General features: G+C 34.8%; 19 protein-coding genes, 1 pseudogene, 1 riboswitch and 1 other annotated feature. Of the genes and pseudogenes, 14 read left to right on the top strand and 6 right to left on the bottom strand.

What is annotated here, in order from left to right:
* Nucleotides 1-42 precede the first annotated feature (42 nt).
* On the top strand, nt 43-3,237 hold the full coding sequence (locus BAQ46_RS20365; RefSeq protein ID WP_061130794.1) for a DEAD/DEAH box helicase: 3,195 nt from the start codon (nt 43-45) through the stop codon (nt 3,235-3,237).
* 91 nt (nt 3,238-3,328) lie between these two features.
* Here BAQ46_RS20365 and BAQ46_RS20360 read toward each other — a convergent pair whose 3' ends face one another.
* The gene (locus tag BAQ46_RS20360; protein WP_000047591.1) at nt 3,329-3,463 is read right to left on the bottom strand and encodes a DUF3934 domain-containing protein; all 135 of its coding nucleotides are present in this window, start codon (nt 3,461-3,463) and stop codon (nt 3,329-3,331) included.
* Between the two features lie 100 nt (nt 3,464-3,563).
* Between BAQ46_RS20360 and BAQ46_RS30750 the strand changes: the two genes are divergently transcribed.
* From BAQ46_RS30750 to BAQ46_RS20340, 3 genes are all read left to right on the top strand, one after another.
* A complete protein-coding gene (locus BAQ46_RS30750; RefSeq protein WP_033670848.1) occupies nt 3,564-3,737 on the top strand; it encodes a hypothetical protein in 174 nt (57 codons plus the stop codon).
* Nucleotides 3,738-3,868: 131 nt separating this feature from the next.
* Nucleotides 3,869-4,127 (top strand) — a binding site (T-box leader).
* 70 nt (nt 4,128-4,197) lie between these two features.
* A complete protein-coding gene (gene asnA / locus BAQ46_RS20345) occupies nt 4,198-5,181 on the top strand; it encodes an aspartate--ammonia ligase (RefSeq protein ID WP_000284909.1) in 984 nt (327 codons plus the stop codon).
* Between the two features lie 142 nt (nt 5,182-5,323).
* Nucleotides 5,324-5,752, top strand: coding sequence for a helix-turn-helix domain-containing protein (locus BAQ46_RS20340; RefSeq protein ID WP_061130796.1), 429 nt, complete (start codon nt 5,324-5,326; stop codon nt 5,750-5,752).
* 231 nt (nt 5,753-5,983) lie between these two features.
* Here BAQ46_RS20340 and BAQ46_RS20335 read toward each other — a convergent pair whose 3' ends face one another.
* Nucleotides 5,984-6,439, bottom strand: coding sequence for a VOC family protein (locus BAQ46_RS20335; protein WP_061130797.1), 456 nt, complete (start codon nt 6,437-6,439; stop codon nt 5,984-5,986).
* Nucleotides 6,440-6,792: 353 nt separating this feature from the next.
* Nucleotides 6,793-8,022: an aspartate kinase gene (locus tag BAQ46_RS20330; protein ID WP_061130798.1), complete on the bottom strand. Its 1,230-nt coding sequence runs from the start codon at nt 8,020-8,022 to the stop codon at nt 6,793-6,795.
* 200 nt (nt 8,023-8,222) lie between these two features.
* Nucleotides 8,223-8,409, bottom strand: a riboswitch (Lysine riboswitch).
* A gap of 191 nt (nt 8,410-8,600) precedes the next feature.
* On the opposite strand from BAQ46_RS20330, the pseudogene BAQ46_RS20320 reads away from it, so the two are divergent.
* The 3 genes and pseudogenes from BAQ46_RS20320 (at nt 8,601) to BAQ46_RS20310 (ending at nt 11,749) form a co-directional block, all read left to right on the top strand.
* Nucleotides 8,601-9,509: pseudogene (locus BAQ46_RS20320) on the top strand (DoxX-like family protein).
* A 3-nt stretch (nt 9,510-9,512) separates the two neighbouring features.
* On the top strand, nt 9,513-10,118 hold the full coding sequence (locus BAQ46_RS20315; protein WP_061130800.1) for a DUF4166 domain-containing protein: 606 nt from the start codon (nt 9,513-9,515) through the stop codon (nt 10,116-10,118).
* A 5-nt stretch (nt 10,119-10,123) separates the two neighbouring features.
* Nucleotides 10,124-11,749 (top strand): YndJ family protein, encoded by a 1,626-nt coding sequence (locus BAQ46_RS20310; RefSeq protein ID WP_071742605.1) that lies wholly within the window; start codon nt 10,124-10,126, stop codon nt 11,747-11,749.
* Nucleotides 11,750-11,777: 28 nt separating this feature from the next.
* Here BAQ46_RS20310 and BAQ46_RS20305 read toward each other — a convergent pair whose 3' ends face one another.
* Nucleotides 11,778-12,260, bottom strand: a complete 483-nt coding sequence (locus BAQ46_RS20305) for an 8-oxo-dGTP diphosphatase (protein WP_061130802.1) — start codon at nt 12,258-12,260, stop codon at nt 11,778-11,780.
* A gap of 136 nt (nt 12,261-12,396) precedes the next feature.
* On the opposite strand from BAQ46_RS20305, the gene BAQ46_RS20300 reads away from it, so the two are divergent.
* Nucleotides 12,397-13,659 (top strand): MFS transporter, encoded by a 1,263-nt coding sequence (locus BAQ46_RS20300; protein ID WP_061130803.1) that lies wholly within the window; start codon nt 12,397-12,399, stop codon nt 13,657-13,659.
* A gap of 29 nt (nt 13,660-13,688) precedes the next feature.
* Nucleotides 13,689-13,967, top strand: coding sequence for a hypothetical protein (locus BAQ46_RS20295; protein ID WP_016717143.1), 279 nt, complete (start codon nt 13,689-13,691; stop codon nt 13,965-13,967).
* Between the two features lie 19 nt (nt 13,968-13,986).
* On the opposite strand, the gene BAQ46_RS20290 is transcribed toward BAQ46_RS20295, so the two are convergent.
* On the bottom strand, nt 13,987-14,451 hold the full coding sequence (locus BAQ46_RS20290; RefSeq protein WP_000823326.1) for a hypothetical protein: 465 nt from the start codon (nt 14,449-14,451) through the stop codon (nt 13,987-13,989).
* An 89-nt stretch (nt 14,452-14,540) separates the two neighbouring features.
* Between BAQ46_RS20290 and BAQ46_RS20285 the strand changes: the two genes are divergently transcribed.
* The 5 genes from BAQ46_RS20285 (at nt 14,541) to BAQ46_RS20265 (ending at nt 19,913) form a co-directional block, all read left to right on the top strand.
* Nucleotides 14,541-14,849 (top strand): hypothetical protein, encoded by a 309-nt coding sequence (locus tag BAQ46_RS20285; protein ID WP_000661601.1) that lies wholly within the window; start codon nt 14,541-14,543, stop codon nt 14,847-14,849.
* 273 nt (nt 14,850-15,122) lie between these two features.
* The gene (locus tag BAQ46_RS20280) at nt 15,123-15,935 is read left to right on the top strand and encodes a polyphosphate kinase 2 family protein (protein ID WP_061130804.1); all 813 of its coding nucleotides are present in this window, start codon (nt 15,123-15,125) and stop codon (nt 15,933-15,935) included.
* Nucleotides 15,936-16,111: 176 nt separating this feature from the next.
* Entirely contained in the window at nt 16,112-16,651 is a 540-nt protein-coding gene (locus tag BAQ46_RS20275; RefSeq protein WP_061131122.1) for a PadR family transcriptional regulator, read from the top strand.
* A 35-nt stretch (nt 16,652-16,686) separates the two neighbouring features.
* A complete protein-coding gene (locus BAQ46_RS20270; RefSeq protein WP_061131123.1) occupies nt 16,687-18,435 on the top strand; it encodes an MFS transporter in 1,749 nt (582 codons plus the stop codon).
* A gap of 239 nt (nt 18,436-18,674) precedes the next feature.
* Nucleotides 18,675-19,913: an MFS transporter gene (locus tag BAQ46_RS20265; RefSeq protein WP_372586863.1), complete on the top strand. Its 1,239-nt coding sequence runs from the start codon at nt 18,675-18,677 to the stop codon at nt 19,911-19,913.
* A gap of 43 nt (nt 19,914-19,956) precedes the next feature.
* Here BAQ46_RS20265 and BAQ46_RS20260 read toward each other — a convergent pair whose 3' ends face one another.
* The gene (locus BAQ46_RS20260; protein WP_001086306.1) at nt 19,957-20,940 is read right to left on the bottom strand and encodes a ketoacyl-ACP synthase III; all 984 of its coding nucleotides are present in this window, start codon (nt 20,938-20,940) and stop codon (nt 19,957-19,959) included.

Raw genomic sequence — 20,940 nt, 5'->3', positions numbered from 1 at the left:
AAGTAAGAGAAAATGGTTTTACATTAAGGAAGTGTCAAAACAATGAGTTTTACATTAAATAAATCGATTATTAAAGAAGTATGTGGAGAAACCTCATATAAAAGAGGCGAAGCTTATTATAAATCAAATAAAGTAATCGTGAATTACTATGATGAAACGAAAGAAATTTGTGAGGCGACGGTAAAAGGGAACGAGGATTTTCATGTTACGGTAGAAAAAGCTAAGAAAGGTGATGTTGTTGCGAGATGTAGTTGTCCTTCGTTAGCGTCTTTCCAAACGTACTGTCAACATGTAGCAGCTGTATTGATACAAATAAATTATAATCAGCAAACGGGTGGAATGGGCTCTATTAGTAGCAGAAATGATCAATTAACAAACGGGATGTTTCAGTTGTTTGCAGATAAACCACTGAGGCCAAAAAGCAAACAACATCGGTTTGATACACGTGAAATATTAGATGTTGCGTTTATATGTTTACCAGTAGCGACGAAAAGCGGTGGGGCTCTTCTTGGAATTCAGTTAAAACTTGCCAAAACATATTTTATAAATCATATTAGAGAATTTCTTTCTAAAGTGGAGAAGAGAGAGACTTTTCATTGTTCCAATGAATTTACATATACGCCAGATGTACACAGTTTTAAACAAGAAACAGACGCGATTATACAACAACTCATTAAAATATATCATAATGAAAAAATGTATGAAGATGCACTAGAAGTACATGCGAAACAAGATGAAAGCATGATATTTATACCGCCAGCTTCGTGGAATGATATGCTCTCTGCACTTTCTAGAGCCGAGTATGTACAGCTGAAACAAAATGAGCAACTGTTTCAGGGATTACACATTTCAAAAGGGTTATTGCCATTACATTTTGAGTTTACGAAAGGGAATAATGGCGGGTTTACTCTTCATATAGACGGTCTAAATCGTGTTCGAGTTATGGAGATGTATAACAACGCTCTTTACGATGGGAAATTATATCATTTACCCATGGAAGATTGTATGCGACTTATTGAATTGCAAAAGATGATGAGTCGCTCAAATAGCAATCAGTTTTATATTCCTGAAAATAAGATGGAACATTTCGTAGCGAAAGTTGTGCCTGGATTAATGAAACTTGGAACAGTGCGCATTGATGAAGTCATATCCGATCGTGTTGAAACGCCATCGTTAAAAGCAAAGCTATATTTAGATCGTGTGAAAAATCGTTTGCTAGCAGGTCTTGAATTTCATTATGGAAACGTCGTGATTAATCCGCTAGAAGAAGACGGGCAACCTTCTGTTTTTAATCGTGATGAGAAAAAGGAAAAAGAGATTTTAGACATTATGAGTGAAAGTGCCTTTGCGAAAACAGAAGGCGGTTACTTTATGCATAATGAAGAAGCTGAGTATAACTTTTTATATCACATCGTTCCAACGTTAAAAGGTTTAGTTGATATTTACGCGACGACAGCAATTAAATTACGCATTCATAAAGGTGATACCGCACCTCTTATTAGAGTGAGAAGAAAAGAAAGAATTGATTGGTTATCATTTCGTTTTGATATAAAAGGAATACCAGAAGCTGAAATTAAAGGTGTATTAGCGGCTCTTGAGGAGAAACGTAAATATTACCGATTAGCGAATGGTTCTCTATTATCACTAGAGAGCAAAGAGTTTAATGAAATTAATCAGTTTGTAAAAGAATCAGGTATTCGAAAAGAATTTTTACATGGGGAAGAAGTGAATGTTCCGCTTATTCGGAGTGTAAAATGGATGAATGGACTACATGAAGGTAATGTTTTAAGTTTAGATGAGTCTGTTCAAGATTTAGTTGAAAGCATTCAAAATCCGAAAAAGTTAAAGTTTACAGTACCGCCAACTTTACATGCTGTAATGAGAGAGTATCAAGTATACGGGTTCGAATGGATGAAAACACTCGCCTATTACCGTTTTGGCGGTATTTTAGCAGACGATATGGGACTTGGAAAAACGCTGCAAAGTATTGCTTATATAGATTCTGTTTTGCCTGAAATTCGGGAGAAGAAGCTGCCTATATTAGTCGTTTCACCGTCCTCGCTCGTTTATAATTGGTTTAGTGAATTGAAAAAATTCGCCCCACATATTAGAGCGGTTATTGCAGATGGAAATCAAACAGAACGACGAAAAATCTTAAAAGACGTAGCGGAATTTGATGTCGTAATTACGTCATATCCATTACTAAGAAGAGATATAAGGTCGTATGCGAGGCCGTTTCATACGCTATTTCTTGATGAAGCACAGGCGTTTAAAAATCCGACAACGCAAACTGCAAGAGCAGTGAAAACAATTCAAGCTGAATATCGTTTCGGACTAACAGGAACGCCTGTAGAAAATTCATTAGAAGAGCTATGGTCTATTTTCCACGTTGTATTTCCAGAATTATTACCAGGAAGAAAAGAGTTCGGTGATTTAAGGCGTGAAGATATAGCGAAGCGCGTAAAACCTTTCGTATTAAGACGATTAAAAGAAGATGTATTACAGGAGCTGCCAGATAAAATAGAGCACTTACAGTCATCGGAGTTATTACCAGACCAAAAGAGACTATATGCTGCTTATTTAGCGAAATTAAGAGAAGAAACGTTAAAACATTTAGACAAAGACACGTTACGTAAAAATAAAATTAGAATTTTAGCTGGCTTAACGAGATTGAGACAAATTTGCTGTCATCCCGCTTTATTCGTTGATGATTATAAAGGGAGTTCAGCTAAATTTGAGCAACTGTTAGACATACTAGAGGAATGTAGAAGTACTGGTAAGAGAATTTTAATCTTTTCTCAATTTACAAAGATGCTATCCATTATTGGTCGTGAATTAAATCGTCAAGCGATTCCATACTTTTATTTAGACGGAAATACACCTTCGCAAGAACGTGTAGAGCTATGTAATCGATTTAACGAAGGGGAAGGGGACCTATTTCTCATTTCTTTAAAAGCTGGTGGTACGGGGCTTAACTTAACGGGTGCCGATACGGTTATATTATACGATTTATGGTGGAATCCAGCTGTTGAACAACAAGCAGCAGATCGGGCATATCGGATGGGACAGAAAAATACGGTACAAGTTATTAAGTTAGTGGCTCACGGAACAATCGAGGAAAAAATGCATGAACTGCAAGAGAGTAAGAAAAATTTAATTGCTGAAGTGATTGAGCCGGGAGAAGAGAAATTATCATCCATCACGGAAGAAGAAATTCGAGATATTTTAATGATCTAATAAAGAAAGCTATGCCTTCAAATATATGAGGGCATAGCTTTTTCATTGTAATAATTATATTTTGTTTTGTACAAAGTAAAGAAACTAAATGTTATTTCTTTGTACCTTTACTTTTGTATGGCTTTGCAGCTTTCTTCTTTTTTGCACTTGATTGCCAACGGTTCCACCCTTTACTTCCTGTACCTTGTCCTACACCTTTTTTCGGTTTTGCTTTCGTTTTACTCATATAATCACTCCGTTATATAAAAATCTAATTTGATAATAGTCAATGATTTAGAAAATACTCTTTATAAATGACTATGTTTGCTTTAAGGAAAACAAACTGCTTGAATGCTATAGTATATCATGAATTTGCAAGTAAACTGAAAGGAATTACAAAGAAAATGAAAATAATACGAAATACTGCGGATTCTATATTTCGAACGATTACATTAATCGTCGTATATACGTTAGTTTCAGTTAGTGAGACGTTTTTTAGAATATCTAGGCAAAAGAAGTAAAGAAGGTATATTGGAAACAATCAATAAAGCCGTAAAATAAAGAATTGAAAAATATTTTAAAACTTTTTGTTGACTTTCTTTATTTTTTGTATAGAATAATCATTAATAAAATGTTTCAGAGATGTGACAACAAAACGACTATGAAAGGACGAGTAGTAGTAGGACGTAGTCTAAGCGAGTCAGGGATGGTGTGAGCCTGATACGAAGCCTATTATGAAGAACCTCCTGGAGTTGCTAACCGAAATCCTTGATAGGAAAGTAGACTTAGCCGGGAACTTCGCCGTTACAAGAAGAACAGTATCGAGATATTTCATCTCCGTATTGTATAAGTGAGCAACCTCTGTTGCTAATTTGGGTGGTACCGCGGAACCAAAGCCTTTCGTCCCAGTTTTTTGGGAAAGAAGGGCTTTTTTTGTTGGCTTCTTTTCACAACATCCAAACATTTTAGGAGGAAACCACCATGTATCAATCATTAATGACAGTAAGAGAGACTCAAATCGCAATTAAGGAAGTTAAAACATTTTTCGAGGATCAATTAGCAAAACGACTTGAACTATTCCGCGTATCTGCACCATTATTCGTAACGAAAAAATCAGGATTAAACGATCACCTAAACGGTGTAGAACGTCCAATTGAATTTGATATGTTACACTCAGGAGAAGAATTAGAAATTGTGCACTCACTAGCGAAGTGGAAACGATTTGCACTCCATGAATATGGATATGAAGCTGGTGAAGGTTTATATACAAACATGAACGCGATCCGTCGTGATGAAGAACTTGATGCAACACATTCTATTTACGTTGACCAATGGGATTGGGAAAAAATTGTTCAAAAAGAATGGCGTACTGTAGATTACTTACAAAAAACAGTACTAACAATTTATGGAATATTCAAAGATTTAGAAGACCACTTATTTGAAAAGTATCCGTTCCTTGGGAAGTATTTACCAGAAGAAATTGTATTCGTTACTTCTCAAGAACTAGAAGATAAATATCCAGAATTAACACCGAAAGATCGTGAACATGCAATTGCAAAAGAACACGGTGCAGTCTTCATTATCGGAATTGGTGATGCACTTCGTTCAGGTGAAAAGCATGATGGACGCGCAGCTGATTATGATGATTGGAAATTAAACGGTGATATTTTATTCTGGCACCCAGTACTACAATCTTCATTCGAATTATCATCAATGGGAATTCGTGTTGATAGTAAATCACTTGATGAGCAGTTAACGAAAACAGGTGAAGACTATAAACGTGAGTATGATTTCCATAAAGGTATTTTAGAAGACATACTACCATTAACAATTGGCGGTGGTATCGGACAATCGAGAATGTGCATGTACTTCTTACGTAAAGCACATATTGGTGAAGTTCAATCTTCTGTATGGCCTGACGATTTACGTGAAGCTTGCAAGAAAGAAAACATTCATCTATTTTAATAGAAGAGAGAGAATAGCTTAAATATAGGGCTATTCTCTCTTTTTTTACTTTGTAAACGAATGGTTTACAGTGAGTTTTACTAATGGTTTCTTTCTTTTATATCTCTTTTTATGTAATAATTTGTTAAAGGAGGGGGATGTTATGAGCTTAGGAGAGCAGTTAAAAAAATTACGAGAGTCAAAGGGATTTTCACAAGAGGATGTTGCTAAAAAGATTGGTGTAACGAGGCAAGCGGTATATAAGTGGGAGAATGATAAAAGTTGTCCTGATATTGATAATTTAATTTTACTAAGCGAAATGTACAATGTTACGCTCGATGAGTTAATAAAAGGGAATCAAAACATGAAAGAAAAAATACATATTGATGAAGAAGATGAGGATTTTGAGAAAGAGAACGAGTTTGGTTTTTATATTGGATTTGGTTTACTAATTATGAGTGCGTTCATTGATTATGAAAAAATACAGGTGGTTGTATTAGGCGTTGCATTATTCATGATGGTATTTTACTCGGATGTGAAGAAAGTTATTTTGAATGAATATAGATCGTTTTTTCATAGAAAAGAGCGATAAGATATAAAATGAGAAGAGTCAGTTATATTTCCTAGGAAAAGGTAAAGCGAATAATTAAATTATTTCATAATGATTTTTGGATATTAGTGATATGTTAAAGAACTGTTTGGATAGAGTCTTGAAATCTATGTGTAAAATGAAAATATATTTTTAAAAACTCAAACAAGCATAACCACGTTCTGGAGTGAGGACGTGGTTAAAAATATAGTAGTTTCATTTATAATACATCACTTACTTGTTACCGAGTTCTTCCGCTAAACCGATTAAAACCCCTTCGGTTCCACGAATGTAGCAGAGACGGTAAGAGTTCTCGTATTGAACTACTTCACCAACGAGTTGAGCACCATGCTTAGTAGTAAGCCTAGATACCATTTCATCAATGTCTTCAACGGTGAACATGACGCGCAAATAACCGAGGGCATTGACAGGAGCTGTCCGGTGATCTCCTATAGCGGGCGGGGTAAGAAATCGCGAAAGTTCAATTCGGCTATGGCCATCTGGAGTCACCATCATAGCAATCTCTACGCACTGCGAACCGAGTCCGGTTACGCGACCAGCCCATTCCCCCTCTACAGTGGCGCGCCCTTCGAGTTTTAACCCAATCTCCTCGAAGAAAGAGATTGCATGATCAAGGGATTCTACAACGATGCTAACATTGTCCATTCTGAGTAATTTATTTTTTGACATTGTCTTTATCTCCTTATATGTAAAAGTGTATTATCTAATCATCATCTTCATTATACTATTAAAAAGTTACAAATTCCTTTCAAACAAAAACACCTTGTCACAGTTTAGGAAAATGTGACAAGGTGTTTTTAAGTATGTCATATAGTATCTTGTTAACAAACAATACCGAGACTTCCTTGCAAAAATATTTCTATCCTGTACGGCATTAAATGATCCGATTGTTGTATAGAATTAATTGTATTTTTTTAATGACACATAAATTTCTTGTCACTCTATATAATGCAAACAGCTTTCTATTTTTAATAGGAAGGAAATAGATTCATATAATTTGTTTTAAGTAATACCGCTGGAAATTAACTCATTTGTACTAAAGGCACAATTTTCGCCATAAATGATTGATGCAGTGCCTCAACACCTGTCACTAAATGAAGGCGGTCAATAACGACAGACACTTTAATTTCTGATGTACTTACCATTTTAATATGAATATTTTCTTCTTTTAAAGTAGTGAACATATTCGCAGCAACACCTGGATTAGAGACCATACCAGATCCTACAATTGATACTTTTGCTAAATGATTTTCATATTCTACTGCTTCATAGTGAAGTGCCTCTTGATTTTGTTCCAATACTTCTAATGTTTCTCTTAAATCATTAGAATGGATGGAGAAGGAGAGATGAACAGTTCCTTCATTAGTAATACTTTGAATGATGATATCTACATTAATATGTGCCGCTGCTAATGTAGAGAAAACAGTTGAAAGTGAACCTTGTTCTAATCCTTTCACTGTGATGCGTGTAATATTATCTTCAAATGCAATACCTTTAACGATTGATTGTTGTTCCATGTTACATTCTCCTTTTACAATTGTTCCGTTTTCTTGTTCCATACTTGAGCGAACTTCTAAAATGACATTATGATTTTTAGCAAACTCAACAGCACGCGGGTGTAATACACCAGCACCGAGGTTTGCAAGTTCTAACATTTCGTCATAAGAAATTTCATCTAATTTATAAGCATCGTTTACAACTCGTGGATCCGTCGTATATACGCCAGTTACATCTGTGTAAATATCACATTTTTTTGCGTTTAGTGCAGCAGCTAATGCGACAGCAGTTGTATCAGAACCACCTCGTCCAAGCGTTGTAATTTCAAAATCTTCACTGACTCCTTGGAAACCAGCTACAATAACAATCGTGCCTTTAGTAAGATAAGACTGAATTCGATCTGTATGAATGTCAGTAATCCGTGCACTACTATGTACAGATTCTGTCGTAATACCAGCTTGCCATCCTGTTAATGAAATCGCGTTATAGCCTTTTGCTTGCAGTGCCATCGTTAATAATGAAATAGTTACTTGCTCTCCTGTCGATAGAAGCATATCCATTTCGCGTTTACTTGGATTTTCTGTAATTGCGTTAGCAAGTGCTACAAGTTCATCTGTACTTTTTCCCATTGCTGAAACGACAGAGACGATACTATGTCCTCGTTCATATTCTTCAATAATTAAATTTGCTACATGTTGAATACGCTCAACACTTCCGACAGAAGTGCCACCAAATTTTTGTACAATCGTTTCCATTACGAATTCCTTCTTTCATCCATTTTTAAGAATAGATTAGGATATATACAAATCCCAATATTCCTGTAGTTACCAGAGAAAAACAAAAAACACCATCTCAAATAAGTGAGGATGGTGCTGTTACAGGAAAAGGGAAACAGAAAACGGAGCTAATAAAAAAAACCGCCAAAAAAGGAATACCATGAAAATGATATCTCTTTTTTGTAGATAGCTCTTCATACATACACGTCTGTACATATGACAGTTCTGTTTCTATTCGAAAACAGCCCCAATCGATACATACAGAGAAATATATCGATTTCGGCAATACTTCCTTTCATCTAATTTCATAGACATCTCTGTGTCTCCATTAGAATACTCATAAGTATCGCAACCTCTATCTCACGTTTTAGGCGAGAGTGTTTGATTTATGAAGTTGTTGGTAACATTTGTTTTATAATAATTTATATTTTTCGAGGAATCAAGTGTTTTGTATATATTTTAAAAATTCTTTCTTTTTGTTAGAAAGTTTGTGAAAAATGTAGCAAAATAAATATATTACATGTACATTAAAATTATAGTGCATTGTAGGTGGAGGAATGAAGGGGAAAAAGCCTATTTATGTTTCGGCAGAAATGAACACAACAATGGAGAAATTATGGAAATACACGCAAGAACCACATATACATACAGAATGGGATGCTCGCTTTACTGAAATTTCGTATGTAGAGAAAAAAGAAGGAGAACCACAGAAGTTTTTATATAAAACAAAAATCGGATTTGGACTTGAAATAGCTGGGGAAGGGGAATCGATAGGTGAAATAAGAAAAGAAACGGGTGAAAGAATTTCTTCTTTAAAGTTTTGGACGGATAATACATTATCTCTTATTCAAATAGGGCGTGGTTATTGGAAGTATACACCGTGTAAAGAACACATTCATTTTGAGACACAATATGATTATGATACGAGGTTTGGTCGTATAGGGAATGTAATAGATTTCTATATGTTTCGGCCGTTATTAGGCTGGGCGACTGCTTGGAGTTTTGATGCTTTAAAATTATGGTTAGAAAAGGGACTTTATCCTAGATAGCTCATTAGAAGAACAGTGACGTATTGGCTCGTATGTTTTTTATTTGCTTTCGTATGGATGTATCAAGGAATAGTACCGAAACTAGTGTTTACTCATTCAGAAGAAGTAAAAATGCTATCGGTGATGGTTGGTTCAACTGAACATAGTGTTTTTATACTTAAAATAATTGGATTACTAGAAATTATTTTTGGTGTCCTATGGCTGTTACCATTTCCAAAACGAAAAGTATTTGTCGTACATATTTTTATGTTAATAGCCTTAACGATAGCAGCAGGATTTACGAATATCGCAAGCTTTACAGAGCCGTTTAATCCAATTACGTTAAATCTACTTCTAATTGGATTATCGATTGTCGGTTATATAAATAGTACGAATTTGCCAAGTGCAAAAAATTGCAAGAGGAAGAGAAAGGGGTAATGTATGGCTAATATGTATGAAAGATTATTAGGGGATTCTTATAAAAAACTTCATCCGAAATTACAGAAACGTTATGAGATTACAGAAGAAAATAGCTTTATTGGAGAAGGGAAGATGGATGAAATTTACGGTGGTTCTTTTTTCGTAAAATTCATATTAAAAATTGCATCGAAGTTTCGAATGTTTTTCTCTGAGAGAGGTAAGGGAGTGCCATTTACAATACATAATACCGCTGAGCGTGATGAACATGGACATGAACTTGTGCGGTGGAATCGTACTTTTTACTTTCGTAATAAGAAAAGATATTTTAATGCGGTAATGAAACTTGATGAAAATGAAATTGTAGATTATTTTGGTGAACCACATTTACTCGTCTCTACATTGGATTTTTATATTGATGAGTTAGGGGCAATGCATATCTCTTCAAAGAAACAATGGTTTTATATGTTTGGAAGAAAAATCTCTTTACCGAAATTTTTATACGGAGAGGCAAACATTGTTGAAAGTTATGATGACGAATTACAATGTTTTCGAATTCATGTTCAAGTACAAAATCCGTTAATTGGTTCGCTATTTTCATATAAGGGAACATTTGTGGAGAGGAAATAAATGATATGAAAAATATAATAGTTGGGCTTGCTTGTTATATTATTTTTCTAATATGTGAGTGGTCAAATGTAAACCCAGTTGAAGCAATTATTTTATTATCTATTTTGTTATGTATACCGATGTCTTTTTGTATTATTGATAAAAGAGCACGAAATGGATCGTATTTATTATTTTATAAATCCGTATCGTTTTTATATCCGATAGCAGCGATTTGTGCAATGTTAGCTTTCGTAACAAATCAATATATCTTTGCGATAATTTGGTTTGTATATACGGGGATCGTTGCGTTATTTGGTATAAATAGATTACTAGAAAGAGGATGGACACCGTTAGAAGAGACAGCTATCGATAGTGCGTTTATTTATTTGTTTTTAGGTGGTTTTTGGTTTTTTGCTTCTGTAGCAAAGCTTTCCATTATGCACTTTAGTTCTGACATTGTTTTACTCACAGCTGCACACTTTCATTATTCGGCGTTTCTATTGCCGTTATCGGCTGGTTTAATTGGGAGAAAAAGAGAAAAGAGAAGTAAAGTATATGATGTTATTATGTTTGTCATCGTTATTTCACCTCTGACAGTCGCAGTAGGAATTACGTATTCAAGGGTATTTGAATTTTTTGCAGTGTTCCTATATTTATGCGTTATTTATGGTTATGGAATTTATGTTTGGCGTACGAAATTTAATGCTATCAACGCAAAGATTCTGCTGATCATATCGTCTAGTACACTTATGGTAACAATTATGTTTTCACTTATATACTCGTATGGGAATTTGAAACATGTAATGACGATTACAATTGCTCAAATGGTTTGGATTCACGGTGTTGTGAATGGAATTGGAGTAGCGTTACCGGCATTTGTCGGCTGGATGATTGAAAAGAGTGTTCCGAACTATAAATATTACGGGAAACCAATGAGCAGATTAAGAGGAAAGGCGACAGTTGGTGAAGCGTTTTTACATAACAGAAATGTAATAGATAGTAAGGAATACAACGGTTTAGTTGATAAAATGGATGATTTTCATAGTGAGGCATTTGACGTGACAAAGATACCTTTAAGCATTATTCGGTTTTATGAAAATACAAAAGAGTATGAGTTACAATCGCATATTAAATGGACTCGTTCGTTCCGCCTGTTAGCATTTTGTTATGAGAAAATGAGTAAGCGTGTAGGACAAATACATTTAGGAATGGGCGGCAAGTGGGAAACAATGCACGGCTCTATCATAGGGGTAATGGATGAGAAGGATGGAAGGGAGAATGTAAGAGCTTGGTTAAGAAAAAATGAAGCAGGAGCATCTATTTTTGTAGCTCTTTACTCAAAACATACGTATAAGAATGAGACATATATGAATATTGCATTACCTCTACCATATTCGAATATGACGGGGGTTTTAAAATTACGTAATGATAATAATAATTTAATTATTACTAGTAAGTTGAGAAGAAATGGTAAGGGAGATGAGGGGATTTATTTACATACTCGTTTCTTTACAGTACGGTTACCGTTAGCAGAGACGTTTATTATTAAAGAGGGCACCAATCAAATGTTAGAAGCTAACCATAAAATGTGGATATTTGGAGTTAAGTTTTTAGAAATTGATTATGAGATTAAGAAAATAGAGGAGAAGTAAGAAAAGCTTGGAGAGATTCCAAGCTTTTTTACGTATGGGTAATTGTCATAGCGACTTGTTTATCTAAGTCTTTGTCCCAAACACGTTGAATTTCAAACGTACCTTTTGCAAAAAATAATGGAAATCTTTCTTTAAACCAATTTTGCATAGGAAGATTTAGTGCTGTATCGATTGGTACCCATAATAATTTGCCTTCAGGAGGATTCGAAAGGAGTTCACCTTCAAATGAATCTGTCCAATAGTTAAATACCATATATCGAACATTTTCTTTCGGATTTACATATTCATCTAATCCCTTAAAGGTTAAAGTTGAAACAAGTAATCCAGTTTCTTCTTTTACTTCTCGTTTAGCAGCTTGAACGATACTTTCTGGAAAATCTACTTTTCCGCCGGGAGCGATGTAACCAGGAAAACCTCGATGATCGGGGCGTTTTATAAGTAAAACTTCATTATTGCGCTGCATCATACACATTGTATAGATGCGGTGTTCGATGTTATGTGAATTTGGCATAATGATGTATTCTCCTTTATATTTTTTGATAATTTTACCATGATATAATGATTTCTTATATAATTAAAAATAGAAGATTAGGAATTTTTAGTTGCTTCGTATAAATTCTATAGTTATTTGAAAAGAGGAGAGGGAAATGCAAGGGGGAATACAAAGAGAAAAGGGTTTAGGGTATGTTGGCAAATTATTATTGCCAGTTAAAGCGTCACCACATTTTAAATTTTTATGGATTGGGCAATTGCTTTCGACTTTAGGTAGTTCGATAACGATGGTTATTTTGCCAGTCGTTGTGTATTCATTAACTGGTTCAACAGTTGTAATGGGAATGACTATGGCAATGTACATGCTTCCTAATATTCTTGCGTTACCGTTTGCGGGATTAGTAGTAGATCGAATGGATCGGGTGAAAGTAATGTTATTTACAGATATAGTTCGCTGCATATTAATGCTATTACTTGCAACACTTATATTTATGGATGTATTAACAATTCCACTTCTATATGTCCTCGTAGCATTATATGGACTTATGGAAGGCATATTTCAGCCAGCGTATGCGGCTGTAAGAGCGAAAGTATTTGTACCAGAAATTCGAAATGCAGCTAATGCATTAACGCAAATGAGTAATCAAGGTATACGACTAATTGGACCGGCTCTTGGAGGATTAATCGTTTCAGTTGCATCTGCCGGAATAGGGTTTGGACTAGATGCAGTAACGTATTTGTTATCATTTTTTTGTTTATTATTTTTAAGAGAAATAAAGTTTAAAAAAGTAAAACCTATTGAAAAGAAAAAATTCGATTATAAACAAGAGTTTATGGAAGGTGTTTTTGTTTTAAAAAGTCATCCGTGGCTATGGATTACAATTTTAGTCTTTTCTTTCATCAATATTTGTTATGCAGGAATTATCGTCGTATTAATTCCATGGTTATTTAATGTTCATCATCATTTTGAAGCATATGTGTATGGATTAGGAATGGCATCCTCTGGTGTTGGAGCTGTAGTTGCTGCGCTAATATTTGGCGGGAGAGAACGGTGGTATAAGCGGGGAGTACTTGCCTATGGTGGTGTTTTAATAAGTGGTTGTGCGCTTTTAATAATGCCGTTCATTACTTGGGCACCTGTTTTAATTGTATTAATGGCAATTGAAGGGTTCGGTATGATGATATTTGGACTCATTTGGGAAACGAGTTTACAAGAGCTTGTGCCAGAAGAAGCATTTGGAAGAGTGGCAAGCCTTGATATGTTAGGTTCATTTGCTTTATTGCCACTAGGTTATGTAGCTGTAGGATGGTTAGCTACTGTCATAGGTGGCGAGATAACGATTATAACACTAGCTATTTTAGTACTTGTAACAATTGGAGTAGCATTATGTGTGCCGAGTATTCGAAGATTTGATTGATGATATAAGGGAAGGTGGGAACGACTTATATGCTTATAGAAAATTTGAACGATATAGTCGCAAAGGAATGGGACAACCAATATACTTTGCAGGAAAAGGTCTTTGAAGCAAAAAATTTCACAGTCTATATTGCTACCCATAGAGAAAATAAGCTAGCATATAATCAACTAGTATTAATAAAACATTTTTGTAACGAAAAGCCTTCCGTGCATATTTGGCATAAGAAAATTAGCACCGATGCAACAAAACTGGACATAACAAAAGAAGTGACAGAAGCCATTCAAACTGGTTTTGTAAATGAAGAGTAAGCCCTAATTAAATTAGGGCTTACTCTTCATTAAATACAAATGTTTGTTTCATTTTTTTACTTTCATTTACTGGATGGCCGTTGTAAGAAAAGTTCTTTTCTTCCCAAGTAATCACAACTTTAAAATTATGACTATTAAAGTCTAATGGGAATACCATGTAGTCAAAGCTTGTATGACTTTTAGAAATATTTTCATTAGGTGTAGTAGGTTTAAAGGTAGCTTTAGAGGTAGGATTGTTATCAAGTATTTCCACGGATACGTTTGATACATCATGACCGATGTTTTTTACGAGTAAACTATATGTATCAAATACACCTTGTTTTGGCTGGATTGCTTGCTTGTTTACGTTATGAGATTTATCAATTTCGATATACCATTGTTTAGACTTTGATGCAATTGGTAGTGATTGAAATGTGTATGCACTAGCTTGTATTGGTAGTGCTAAGCATATAAGCGTAAAGAGAGTTAATATTTTTCGTTTCATTTTTTGAGAGCTCCCATTCTTTAATGGATTTTTTGTTATTTTCTTCTCTTTTTGAGATAATATACCATACGGTTTAGGGGGAGGATATATTGAAAGAGCTCGTAAGTATGGGAAGCAGTATTTTTCTACAATTATTATTTTTGTATATATTTATTTCTGGTGTTTTATTAGAACTCAATCCATGGTATGCAGTAGTTGTTTATGTGACTATTGCTATAATAAGTCTTCTTCTGGGGGTATACTCGATGATTTTCTCTATGAAGAGAAGGCCGAATACTCTTTTTCTAACATTACCAGGTGGAATTATAATAACATTATTTTCAATGTTAATCATTGGATTTACAGTATTTGCTTATTTTTTACCAGAAGGAGGTATTCCGCCTGTCATTCGTTTGTAGTATGAGTGAATCGATGGAGTTTCTATTTTTATTTTTAGTCTTTCTAAGTAAGCGACATACATCTTAAAAAAGGAAACTGTGTAGAGATTTTTTTGCATAGTCTCCTTTTTTGTTTTTGTAATTAATAATAGGTGTGCTTAAAAATATATTGGTGAAGTTAATTTATCGATATAAAAAAAGTAGAGATTGTTTTTCGAAAAAAATTTTAATTTAAAAAAAATCCCAATGGATATGTTAAAATAACATTGTCATACAACAAGGGGGATTTGTTTTATGGAACATGGATATCTTGCTAAAGTAAATGTAACGAAAAGAATTGAATCGAAATCTAAGTACAATAAGAAACTTGAAAAATATCAAAGGCGCTTATTAGCGTTGCAGCAAATAGTAAAAGAAGAAAAAATCGCAGTTATGCTCGTTATGGAAGGCTGGGATGCGGCTGGAAAAGGCGGAGCGATTAAACGAGTGACAGAGCACCTTGATCCGCGTGGGTTTCAAGTAAATCCAATTGGAGCACCGGCACCTCATGAGAAACGGTACCATTACTTGCAACGTTTCTGGCGGAAACTACCTCAGTACGGGCAAATTACTATTTTCGATCGCTCGTGGTACGGCCGCGTGTTAGTTGAGCGTGTTGAAGGGTTTGCTACAAAGGAAGAGTGGACGAGAGCGTATGACGAGATTAATGATTTTGAAAAACTATTAACAGATGATCATTATATAATCGGGAAGTTTTTCTATCATATTAGTAAAGATGAACAGTTAAAGAGGTTTAAGGATAGAGAGAACAATCCTTTAAAAAGATGGAAAATTACAGATGAAGATTGGCGTAACCGTGAAAAATGGGACGAGTATGTTGAGGCAATGGAAGACATGTTTGAAAAAACAAATAAGCCTAATGCAAAATGGCAAATAATCGCGAGCAACGATAAATTATACGCACGTTTGAAAACGTTGAAAGTGATTATTTCGTTAATTGAGGATTATTTTGTAGAGCATGGTATAGAATTGCCTTCTTATTATTATGAAATGAAAGAAGGTAAGACGGAAGACTTTGAAACGAATCAAGATGTAGTTGTAAAATAGTACAAGGTTTACATATGAAATATAAAGTAGAGATACCCTGTAATTTTGAACAATAAAATTACAGGGTGTTTTTTATTTAGAAACATTTTACAAATAACAGAATAAGGTATATAATCAATAATCATATTAACATTGTTAATATGATTATTGATTATATACTATGTGGGGGTCTTATTTTGAAAGGAAGAGATGTTGTTTTAGGTTTATTAATGGGAAAAGAATTGTCTGGTTATGATATTAAAATTGTGTTTGAAGATGTATTTACTCATTTCTTTGATGGAAGTTTTGGGATGATCTACCCAACGTTACGTCAGTTGGAAAAAGAGGGGAAAATAAAAAAAGAAGTTGTTATGCAAGAAGGGAAACCGAATAAGAAAATGTACTTTATTACAGATGCAGGGCGTGAAGAGTTTTATCAATACATGCAAACGGATGTAGAGAAAGATGTTTTACGTTCAGATTTTTTAATGAGGATGTATTTCGGTAATTACAGCGATGGTCAGGCGATAAAAAAATGGATTAAGGACGAAATTGAAAGGAAAGAAGCATACATTGCGGATCTACGTCTGAAATATGAAAAGTGGAGAGAAGGTATTACTTTTGTTGAGGAAATTTCACTTGATGTAGGAATCGCATCGTATAGTGCTCAAGTAGAGACTTTGAAAAGAAAACTAGAGCAACTAGAAGCAAAAGAACACAATAAAATGGAAGACTGAAAAAACGTTCATAATAAATAAAGGGGTAGAAGAACATGGAACAATCAAAGGGTATTAAGATTGTCTTTTTAATGTGCTTAGGTATATTTCTTTGTATGATTGATACGACAATTATGAATATAGCTTTACCAGCGATACAAACGAGTGTAAATACTTCATTAGAAAAGATGTCTTGGGTATTAAATGTTTATACAATGACAATAGCTGTACTCGCTATTCCGCTAGGACGGATAGCTGATATTTTTGGGAAAGCAAAGATGTATATTGTTGGTTTGATAATTTTTGGTGGTGGATCAGTACTTTGTGCTTTTGCTAATACGGGCGATTTTCTTATCTTTTCTCGCTTTATACAAAGTGTAGGTGCAGCGATTTTATTTCCAACTAGTATGGTAATTGGCGTATCAGCTATGCCATTAGCAAAGAGGCATGTTGCACTTGCGATTTTGGGAGTAACACAGGGACTATCAGCTGCGATGGGTCCAGTAATAGGTGGAATTATTACACAAAATTTCGGTTGGAGATGGGTGTTCTTCGTAAATGTTCCAATTTGTATTCTTGGAATCATTTTATGCTGCATTATGTTACAAATAAAAAATGAAGAACGTATTATCTCAAAAATAGATTGGGTAGGACTACTATTAAGTAGCTTAGCAATTTTTTCTTTTACTCTCGTATTAGTAAAAGGAAATACATGGGGATGGCAAAGTAACATAGCCTTGTCTTGTTATGCAATTAGCACTATTTCTCTTATTCTATTTGTTCTAGTGGAACGAAAGGTTCATAATCCAATGGTGAATTTAAATTTATTTCAAGATCGAATGTTTGTTGGAGCATCTATCGTTGTTATATTAAGTAATGTATTTTTAATTGGAGTTACTGTATTGCTTCCGACGTTCTTGACGAAAATACAAGGTCGAACGGAAATTGAAGCAGCTTTTTTAGTGACACCTATTTCAGCAATGATATTTTTTGTCTCACCAGCTGCAGCAACTTTAATTAAAAAACTCGGAAAAGTAACTATTATTTTATCAGGCTTTCTTGTGATGGGCTTATCTTATTATTGGTTGCAAATGATTGATGTTAATTCAACAAATATAGAAATTATTATTCCATGTATGATACTAGGTGTTGGGTATGGTTTAGTAGTAGGTCCAATTACAGTTTTAAGTGCTTCTTCGTTTGAAGGGGAATTATTAACTGCTTCTCAAAGTGTCGTGTCAATGTTGCGGCAAGTAGGTATTGTTTTAGCGGTCGCAATATTTGTATCTAACTTAACTCACAACTTAACTGTAAATAAAGAGAATGTATATCGTTATGCAGAAGAAAAGGTGCGTAATATTCATGTAGGTAATACTCAGCAAGCGGAGATATTACAAATGACAAAAGAAAAAATAGAGAATCAAAGTATAGAAACGAATGTAGAAAAGCATCAAAATGAAAAATTTGTAGGGTTACATAAAGAGAAAAAAGACGAATTAATTCACCAAAAAGTAGATGAAGTGTTAAATGCTGTTCCAGTAGAATATAGAGATATAAAAAGAGAAGAAGTTATGAATCAAGTGACAAATGAAGTTGAAAAACAAGAGGAAAGTATAAAGAAAGAAGTACTCGCATTTTCGAATGATGTAAACCATTATGCTAAGAGTCAGATGGCGATGAGTTTTACAGATTTATATAAAGCGAGTGTGCCAATTATTTTAATTTGTGCTTTAGTAAGTTTGTTATTTTCGGAAAGAAAGGTTTTGAGTAAAAAGAAAAGTGGAAGAGTAGTAGAGGAAGTGTAAAGAAAACAGGCTAATAGCAGCCTGTTTTTTGTTTTTTGATTACATATTGTGAATGGTAGAATTTTTAATATAGCATGAGAGAAGTCGAGTTTGGTTAGAAAGTTTTTTAGAATGAAAGAGAAGAATGGAAAATGGCATTGAATATGTAACGTTAAACATAGTACATTAACAAGAGGGTTTAATTTGAAAGGGAGGATGAAGAATTGTTACATAAGGCGGGGGCTTTAATAAGTAATCGTATGTATACAGAAGAGGGACAACGAAAATTATACAAAAGAACGTTAATAATCGTAAGTATTTCACAAATGTTCGGCGGAGCTGGGTTAGCTGCTGGGATTACAGTAGGTGCACTTCTTGCGCAGCAAATGCTTGGGACAGATGCATTTGCAGGTTTACCGGCTGCTATGTTTACGATGGGATCTGCGATAGCGGCTTTCTTTGTTGGGAAGTTATCGCAAAAGTATGGTCGCCGCGTAGGGCTTGCAGCGGGTTTTATAGTAGGTGGACTAGGGGCTATTGGAGTTGTATTGGCAGCTTTAATAAATAGTATTATTCTTTTACTAGTTTCTTTACTCATATATGGCGCGGGTACAGCTACAAATTTACAAGCGCGTTATGCTGGAACGGATTTAGCGAATAAGAAGCAAAGAGCAACTGCCATTAGTATTACGATGGTAATGACGACTTTTGGTGCAGTCGCAGGTCCAAATTTAGTAGGTGTAATGGGAAGGTTTGCTCATTCAATTGGAATTCCTGAACTTGCTGGCCCATTCATATTATCAGCGGCGGCGTTTATACTGGCGGGTCTTGTCCTTTTTGTTATGCTACGTCCAGATCCGTTACTTATTGCTAATATGATAGAATCATATAAACAAGAACATACATATAAAGGGCAACCAGTAACAGAAGAAGCGAAAGAAAATAAAAGAGGCATTACGGTTGGAGCTATCGTAATGATACTTACACAAATCGTGATGGTTGCAATTATGACAATGACGCCAGTTCATATGGGGCACCATGGTCATGCTTTAAGTGCAGTAGGTCTTGTAATTGGTTTTCATGTAGGTGCAATGTATCTTCCATCTCTCGTTACAGGAATATTAATTGATAAAATTGGCAGAACTACGATGAGTATAGCTGGTGGAGTAATCTTATTAGCAGCAGGTGTCATAGCTGCGATAGCGCCGAGTGATTCTTTAATACTATTAATCGTTGCTTTGTCTTTACTTGGATTAGGGTGGAACCTCGGTTTAATAAGTGGTACTGCTCAAATTGTTGATGCAACTATACCTTCCACACGTGCAAAAACACAAGGGAAGATAGATGTGTTTATTGCGTTAGCTGGAGCTTCTGGTGGAGCGATGTCAGGAATGGTAGTAGCGAATTCAAGTTATGCGGCATTGTCATTAGCTGGAGGAGTGTTAGCTTTCATGCTTATTCCTGTTGTGATATGGTCTCGAAAAGGAGAAAGAAATTAAAGAAGAGGTTCTAGTTATTGACTAGAACCTCTTTTTCATGCATTTAACTTAAATCCCACTCCACAATAAGACCTAAATGTGTAAGACCACCACCAAATCCGTACAGTAAAAGTGTGTCTCCGTTATTTAATTTCCCTTCTTTTCTAGCTAAATCTAGAGCGAGTGGAATAGAGACAGAAGATGTATTCCCCATATATTCCACGCTCGTTAATGTTTTTTGTATTGGAATTTGAGATTTTTCACAAATAGATTCAATCATGCGTAAGTTAGCGCTATGAGGAATGAGCCAGTCTATATCATCTTTTTGCATATTTGCAGTATGTAATAGTTCTTTTATACCTGCTGGCACCGTACGTGTTGCCCATTTATATACTTCTCTTCCATTTTGAACGATTTTTTCATTTGTTTGCAGTTGTGTGCCATTCATAGTAGTAGATAAATTTGTTCTGTATAGGTGAATTCCGCCGTCACCGTTTGTGCCCATGTGATACGCGATAAAGCTTGGTTTGTTTTCATCTCTTTCTAATAAAATAGCGCCAGCACCATCGCCAAATAAAATGCAGGTCGTTCTATCGGTGTAATCAGTAACTTTTGATAATGTCTCGGTCGCTACGACAAGTACTTTTTTATGTGATCCAGAAGTAATCAAGCTATTACCGACGTGCAAGCCATATGTGAAACCAGCGCAAGTGGCATTTAAATCAAATGCCATTGTATGAGGTATGTTGAAGTATTGTTGTATTTGGCAAGCAACACTAGGGAAAACGTAATCAGCAGTAGTAGTAGCGACAATGATACAGTCGACATCTTCTAAGTTTTTCTTATATGTTGTACATAAATTTTCAACTGCTTTAATGGCTAAGTTTGAGGCGTATTCATCTTCGCTAGCGATTCTTCTTTCCTTCATTCCTGTTCTTTGTACAATCCATTCATCATTCGTATCGATCATTTTTTCTAAATCATGATTTGATAATATTTGTTCTGGAACATGAGTACCAATTGCAGTGATACGGGATTTAGAATTCAT

The sequence above is a fragment of the Bacillus paranthracis genome, assembly GCF_001883995.1.
GTDB classification, from domain to species: domain Bacteria; phylum Bacillota; class Bacilli; order Bacillales; family Bacillaceae_G; genus Bacillus_A; species Bacillus_A paranthracis.
This window is presented reverse-complemented; position numbering and strand designations above follow the sequence as displayed.

What these genes read in the sequence shown, in the direction of transcription:
- BAQ46_RS20315 (WP_061130800.1), top strand. Translation starts at nt 9,513, where the DNA reads ATGGCTAATATGTATGAAAGATTATTAGGGGATTCTTATAAAAAACTT.
- BAQ46_RS20290 (WP_000823326.1), bottom strand. Translation starts at nt 14,451, where the DNA reads ATGAAACGAAAAATATTAACTCTCTTTACGCTTATATGCTTAGCACTA.
- BAQ46_RS20265 (WP_372586863.1), top strand. Translation starts at nt 18,675, where the DNA reads ATGTATACAGAAGAGGGACAACGAAAATTATACAAAAGAACGTTAATA.
- BAQ46_RS20360 (WP_000047591.1), bottom strand. Translation starts at nt 3,463, where the DNA reads ATGAGTAAAACGAAAGCAAAACCGAAAAAAGGTGTAGGACAAGGTACA.
- BAQ46_RS20340 (WP_061130796.1), top strand. Translation starts at nt 5,324, where the DNA reads ATGAGCTTAGGAGAGCAGTTAAAAAAATTACGAGAGTCAAAGGGATTT.
- BAQ46_RS20365 (WP_061130794.1), top strand. Translation starts at nt 43, where the DNA reads ATGAGTTTTACATTAAATAAATCGATTATTAAAGAAGTATGTGGAGAA.
- BAQ46_RS20270 (WP_061131123.1), top strand. Translation starts at nt 16,687, where the DNA reads ATGGAACAATCAAAGGGTATTAAGATTGTCTTTTTAATGTGCTTAGGT.
- BAQ46_RS20310 (WP_071742605.1), top strand. Translation starts at nt 10,124, where the DNA reads ATGAAAAATATAATAGTTGGGCTTGCTTGTTATATTATTTTTCTAATA.
- BAQ46_RS20280 (WP_061130804.1), top strand. Translation starts at nt 15,123, where the DNA reads ATGGAACATGGATATCTTGCTAAAGTAAATGTAACGAAAAGAATTGAA.
- BAQ46_RS20295 (WP_016717143.1), top strand. Translation starts at nt 13,689, where the DNA reads ATGCTTATAGAAAATTTGAACGATATAGTCGCAAAGGAATGGGACAAC.
- asnA (WP_000284909.1), top strand. Translation starts at nt 4,198, where the DNA reads ATGTATCAATCATTAATGACAGTAAGAGAGACTCAAATCGCAATTAAG.
- BAQ46_RS20330 (WP_061130798.1), bottom strand. Translation starts at nt 8,022, where the DNA reads ATGGAAACGATTGTACAAAAATTTGGTGGCACTTCTGTCGGAAGTGTT.
- BAQ46_RS20260 (WP_001086306.1), bottom strand. Translation starts at nt 20,940, where the DNA reads ATGAATTCTAAATCCCGTATCACTGCAATTGGTACTCATGTTCCAGAA.
- BAQ46_RS20335 (WP_061130797.1), bottom strand. Translation starts at nt 6,439, where the DNA reads ATGTCAAAAAATAAATTACTCAGAATGGACAATGTTAGCATCGTTGTA.
- BAQ46_RS20305 (WP_061130802.1), bottom strand. Translation starts at nt 12,260, where the DNA reads ATGCCAAATTCACATAACATCGAACACCGCATCTATACAATGTGTATG.
- BAQ46_RS20300 (WP_061130803.1), top strand. Translation starts at nt 12,397, where the DNA reads ATGCAAGGGGGAATACAAAGAGAAAAGGGTTTAGGGTATGTTGGCAAA.